We start from the raw sequence: 5576 nt of genomic DNA on the forward strand, positions 1-5576 counted from the left end.
CCTGCATTCTTACCTCCAACACCCTGAAATTCTTTGCCGCATCTACCTTAGTTATTTTTGCGGTTTGTCCTCAGTTCTGTATTTTACTAGCTCAACTGCCTCTTTCTTAAACCCCTACCCTTGAAAGGATGGGAGAGGGAGGGATCGGCTTTACATCATAGCTTAATGAGTATATATACTAGTGTAACAGTAAATAAATTTATTGTGCGTAACCCAGAACCTTTGTTGCAAGTGTTATCTCCTACTATAGAACTGTATAAAAAATATAAAAAATAGGCTACATAAGACTACATAAGAATAAATCTTTCAGACCTGAACATTAAAGAACTTTATTATCGGCGTACAGATTTATGTGAGGAAACGATCTACTTTTTCTCTGTGTGGCACCCAGGTCAAATATATGACTAAAGCTTTTCGAGATATTTAGTTATAGACTCATTTGCTTTATCATAGAGTGCATTCAAGTAATCACGTTGACGCACTCCTTGAATGTTACTACCCTTCAATAATTGATGAAACAAAAGTCGGGCAGAGTCTTCATGTAAAAGTACATCACTTCCTGCTTGTAATTGTTTGTCTTGTGCAAAATTTCTGGCTTCCATTTTGGCCTGTTCCAGATAGAAGCGGAATAATTTTACTGCTTCATCTTCATTTCTTATAGATGAAAGTTGAACTTCATTAGCAAGGCGACCTCTAATAGCTGGAAGCATCTCACGGTAACGATCAAGGGCATCTGTAGTTAAAGCAACCATTAAGAAAAGATATTTAGGTAACGCATCAATTAGAGCGCGAAGGGCTGACAAATATCTTAAAACTATAGTTTTAGATAAGCTAAAATCTTGCTTCTCCAATTCATCAAGAAGGATGAAAATACCCTCTAGAGTCTTCATTTCTGACCCAAAAAACACAATATCTCGTAATGCTCTTGTTTTCGCTTCTACAGTATCTAGACGAAAATTTACTCCTAATTCAGTTTGATGAATTTTTCTTACTGGTAATCCTAAAAGCCATTGATATGCTAAAGATATACGTTCATTTAGTTTTTGTCCTGGCTTAACCTCTAAAAGAGCCTTAAGCATTGTTTTAATTTCACTCATTCGTATAAAGTCTAATAATTTATCAATATCATCTGTTTCTTGTTTCTTTTTAGCAAGTGCATTAATTGAACGACGTAAGTAGTCTTCTCCCAAATTTTCAAATATAGACCTAATGAGTGGATCAAAAAATGGTTCGGGATCTGGGACGTATCTAATAACGAAGAAACCCTGTGGAGAAAGTTTTTCACGTAAAGCATTTTCATAAGCATTCAGAAGGTTGGTCTTGCCAATTCCTTGACTCGCTGTTATTGAAATTACATGAGACTTACGATCTGAATAGAATGTCTTTACTGCATCATCAACTTGCTTGTCTGCTTGTGTTGACATATGCGGATGTCCACTGGTTTGTCCAGCACTAGGAAAAGGGTTACTCAACACGCCAAACTTTTTATATAGTAATTTCGGTTGTTCTTCTGGTGCGTTAGTAGTCTCCTCATTTGTAAATAGATTTTCAAGAGGCATTTTTAACTCCTTCTAGCTTGATACGTACGGCAGATGTACCAGGTATCAGAAAATCTCCATGATACAAATAAACTTTTTCTAACTGTGGAAGCCCGTCACTTGTCTTAATTATCCATAAATCGTGCTGTTCAAAACGAGTATCTGGAGTAGAGCCTTCAGCATAGAGATTAATTAAGGTTTGTTCTTGTGCTTCTTGCACAAGTTTTCTTGCCCATATAGGATGAATAGCATATTTAATAGCTAATTCTTCTAACCAGCGACCCGTAAGTATCCATTCTGTGTTTACCTGTGAACGGATTGAGTTGTAAACCTCTACTGCTAAATTAGCCAAATCTATTAAATCAGGTATGTTATCAGTGGCAACAATTTTTTGGTTTTGTATATTCAACCAGGCACAAGCTATTTCACCAAGCTTGACATAAGTTGATTTTGCTTTATTTGAAATTGGTAATGTGCTATATTCAACGCTCCTACCTTGATTTATATAATTATATAATGCCTCAAATGAGGGTATTTTATTCAGATATAATAAAATATTTAGATAATCTTCATTCAAGATGCTTTTCCAAAAAATATTAAGTAATTCTGTACAGAAAATTTTGCTATCATTAACTTCAACAAATGAACCACTCTTTAAAAAGTTTTTGTACAAATTGTAACGATCTTGATGTTTTAATCCTAATCTATCTTGAGCTTCTTGGTTAGTTAATTCTCGCTTTTCTACTAACATTTTCATTAGCAATAGCATTTGATCTGGACTAAATGCGTATGCTTTAGCTCTTGTTTCTATATTTTGGCTAGGAACTACATCTGTCTGACCTGAGTTTTCTATATCTGTTGATAGTAAAGTAGAGGTATTATCTGTGGTAGTAAAGGGTGTTCCATAGTGAAAATTTCCCCAAAGAAGATCATCTTTGATATGAAGTGGCTGCCAAGTATATTCCCCACTCGGTATGCCCCATAATTCTAATGACTCGTTAGTATTGGAATTTTGTAAGCGAAGGCATCCAAAAGATACAGCTAATTCCCAAAGAACATCTGTTAGTGGTACTGTATATATTTTCTGACTGAAAGGATGAAAAAGACAGCCTGTGAGTTTTCTATCATCAAATTTAGGAAAAGAACGAGATTCAAAAAAGAATACATCCATTCCTTCAGCCATCGTCATTCTGGCTAGACCTTGATCGCTAGTTAGAAGAGCCAGTGCATGATCCGGGCGAACTTGAGTTTGAAAGCGTCGTGCAGTTTCTAAAATAAGACGATCAGCAAAACTCCTAACAATCTCTTGTAGTTTAAGATTACCATCTTCAGGATCGCTACTCGGTGTCACAATACCCCGCAGAGGATCTGCACCTAAGTCACCACGTTCTATTTCCGTATCTGAAAATTCCAGACGAAGTAAAGTTCGTTGACCACCTTGGCTGAGAATATGTTCTCGAAGTGCAGCAAAAACAGGTTTTTTATTTTTTTGATTGTATCTGCGAGTTGCAAAGTACCTATCTACTTGATTGATTATTTCCATATGAACAATAGCTGGTACTTTTATTCTTGCCCAAGGGCTAAGAAACCGACATATAAAATCAAGCCCTCCTTGGTGAATAGCTGATGTATCTGTAACAATCGTTATCGGTTTTTGCAAAGGTATTTTGGCAATAGTTTCAACATCAAAAGTTGGTAAAAGTAAGAGAGTTCTCCGGAGTACATCCTGTAATCCTTCTCTAAAAGCTTTTTGAACTCTATCTTTATTATCTGGCTTCTCAATATCTTTAGTAATATTCTCATTGAGTTTTTCTGAGGATAGTAGTTGCCATTCAAAGCCACCAAATTTAGCAGCACAATACTCATCGTATCTGGTTTCATTTTCAAGATATTTCCCTCCTGGTTGTAATCTAATAGTCCCAACGTTTACCCATTTGTCACGCCCAAAGCAAATATCTTCACCAAGAAATATGTCAAATGGTTCACCATTCTTACCTAGTTGGGCAAGACATTTTAGTGCATCTTCTTTACTGAATAATTTTAATTCCATATGCTTATTTTTTTAATGAATGGACACATTGACATCTGGAACATTAACAAACGTATCACACACCCACTGAATATGCTGGCGTAAGGCTAGAAGTTGATGTTGACGAAGATTGACACTATCACTATTAGATAAGCCTCCAAGCTCTTCTAAATCACTCCAAGATGATTCGTCATTAGACAAAATCTCGTCTATTACTTGGATAACTTTCTTGAAGTGTTCAATTCCACGTTTCTCTGGGTTTATTTCTAGTGTAAATTTTTCAATTAATTCTTCTCTTAATCGTTGAGTCTGTTCACTACTGGTTACTGAACCAAATGGATCTCCAAAGGGTTCCCAAGAATAAATTTGTTCCTGATAGAATGTGGGATCAACTAAACCATGTGTGTTTGTATCTAAATATTTATTTTTCCAACGACATGGTTGCCAAATAATAAGCTTTAATGAACTGGAAATATTGCTGCTCATAAGAATTAATTCTTCAAAGTAAGTATGCACTTAATACCCCTTTAGAAATCATCTGTTTTGAAAGTAACATCAAAACTTGAGTTATTTTTTTGGGTATTATCATCATAGTGGATACTTAACTAAACTGTCTCAAAATAGAGATACAATCGCCACTTTCTAAACTCTCATTGTGCTACGATTACCAATAAATTATTGTGGGAGGTAGAGAAATGGCTACCCTTAATGCCTTGAACATACCTGATGAGTTGTATGCACAACTGCAAGAGTTAGCGAAAGCGGAAAATAGCTCAGTTGATGCTCAAGTTATTACTATCTTGCAGAAGGCGTTGCAGACAACAACACAGCCAACACAAGACGAAAGGTACAAAAATGTCCCTAAACTTTTAGAAGAGATTCGCCTTCGTCGTGAAAATCGTCGGACTGATGTGGAATGGCCTGATAGTACAGCATTAATTCGAGAAGACCGCGACAGATGACTACTACCATTAGGTGCGTTGTGGATGCCAGTGTAGGTATTAAGCAATTTCTACCTGATGATCCACTAATGCCAAAAGTTGATCAACTGTTTGCTCACCTTGCCAATCCTCAAACAGCAATCTTTGTCCCAGACCTGTTTTACATTGAGTGTGGCAACATCATCTGGAAATATGTCCGCGCCAGACTTTATGCTGTTGCAGATGTACCAGCAGATTTAGCCACGCTCAAAAACTTTCCCTTACGTGTTGTCTCGACGGCTAATTTAATGGCGGACGCGGTGAATATCGCCATCAACTACAATATCTCTGCCTATGATGCTTGTTATGTTGCACTGTCGCAGCAAGTTAATGCTGTTTTACTGACTCTTGATGCAAAATTGGTGAGAGCGTTAAATAATTCATCTCATAATGTTTGCTCGTTTCATGATTTTGAGGTTCCACCGTTGTCATCAACATAATAGTATTTCTTGAACAATTTAAATATATCTATTGCTGTAAACAATGAGGAGCGATCGCAAAACTCTCATCGCCCTATTTATAATGAGGCTAATGTTTCCTGGTTAAATAAATCCTATGGTTGTGCAGACTCCCCCCCGTCAATACTCCACTGAGGAATACTTGGCACATGAAGAGGCTGCTGAGTACCGCAGTGAATATAGTGATGGAGAAATTATACCAATGACCGGAGGCTCACTTAATCATAACCAAATTATTATCAACTTAGTATTAGCTCTTTCACCCAGCCTGAAACAACAAAATTATAATGTTTATGCCAATGACTTGCGGCTCTGGATTCCGCGTTACCAAGCATACACATATCCTGATGTTTTGATCATCAAAGATGAAGCCGTCTTCCAAGAAAAACGAAAAGACACAGTACTAAATCCCTGTATTATTTTTGAAGTGCTTTCTAAATCTACTAGGGCGTGTCATCAATTAAGCCAAATAATAGAAGCAACAAGATAAATTGCACCTAGAAAGTTGGTAGCGCGTTTATCATAGCGCGTCGCAATCCCTCGATATTGCTTGAGTTTGGCAAAAAAGTTT

At 36.7% G+C, this 5576-nt stretch carries 7 protein-coding genes; 3 read left to right on the forward strand and 4 right to left on the reverse strand.

Going from position 1 to position 5576, the window contains the following annotated elements:
• Positions 1 to 404 precede the first annotated feature (404 nt).
• Genes H6G75_RS32410 through H6G75_RS32420 form a run of 3 tightly spaced genes read right to left on the reverse strand, consistent with a single transcriptional unit; the run spans position 405 to position 4053 of the window.
• Positions 405 to 1559: a P-loop NTPase fold protein gene (locus H6G75_RS32410; protein WP_190983955.1), complete on the reverse strand. Its 1155-nt coding sequence runs from the start codon at positions 1557 to 1559 to the stop codon at positions 405 to 407.
• On the reverse strand, positions 1549 to 3588 hold the full coding sequence (locus H6G75_RS32415) for a hypothetical protein (protein ID WP_190983956.1): 2040 nt from the start codon (positions 3586 to 3588) through the stop codon (positions 1549 to 1551). The genes H6G75_RS32410 and H6G75_RS32415 overlap by 11 nt, the downstream gene beginning before the upstream one ends.
• Positions 3589 to 3600: 12 nt before the next feature.
• On the reverse strand, positions 3601 to 4053 hold the full coding sequence (locus H6G75_RS32420) for a hypothetical protein (protein ID WP_190983957.1): 453 nt from the start codon (positions 4051 to 4053) through the stop codon (positions 3601 to 3603).
• A gap of 209 nt (positions 4054 to 4262) precedes the next feature.
• Here H6G75_RS32420 and H6G75_RS32425 point away from each other — a divergent pair, with 209 nt between their 5' ends.
• The 3 genes from H6G75_RS32425 to H6G75_RS32435 all read left to right on the forward strand — a co-directional run bounded on the left by H6G75_RS32425 (position 4263) and on the right by H6G75_RS32435 (position 5495).
• Positions 4263 to 4529 (forward strand): hypothetical protein, encoded by a 267-nt coding sequence (locus H6G75_RS32425; protein ID WP_190983958.1) that lies wholly within the window; start codon positions 4263 to 4265, stop codon positions 4527 to 4529.
• A complete protein-coding gene (locus tag H6G75_RS32430; protein WP_190983959.1) occupies positions 4526 to 4987 on the forward strand; it encodes a type II toxin-antitoxin system VapC family toxin in 462 nt (153 codons plus the stop codon). Before H6G75_RS32425 ends, H6G75_RS32430 begins: the two co-directional genes overlap by 4 nt.
• 115 nt (positions 4988 to 5102) lie before the next feature.
• On the forward strand, positions 5103 to 5495 hold the full coding sequence (locus tag H6G75_RS32435) for a Uma2 family endonuclease (protein WP_242051734.1): 393 nt from the start codon (positions 5103 to 5105) through the stop codon (positions 5493 to 5495).
• On the opposite strand, the gene H6G75_RS32440 is transcribed toward H6G75_RS32435, so the two are convergent.
• Positions 5462 to 5576: transposase (locus H6G75_RS32440; RefSeq protein ID WP_190982699.1), on the reverse strand; the 115-nt coding region annotated here is incomplete at its 5' end. The genes H6G75_RS32435 and H6G75_RS32440 overlap by 34 nt on opposite strands.

This window comes from Nostoc sp. FACHB-280 (assembly GCF_014697615.1).
Classification (GTDB): domain Bacteria; phylum Cyanobacteriota; class Cyanobacteriia; order Cyanobacteriales; family Nostocaceae; genus Nostoc_B.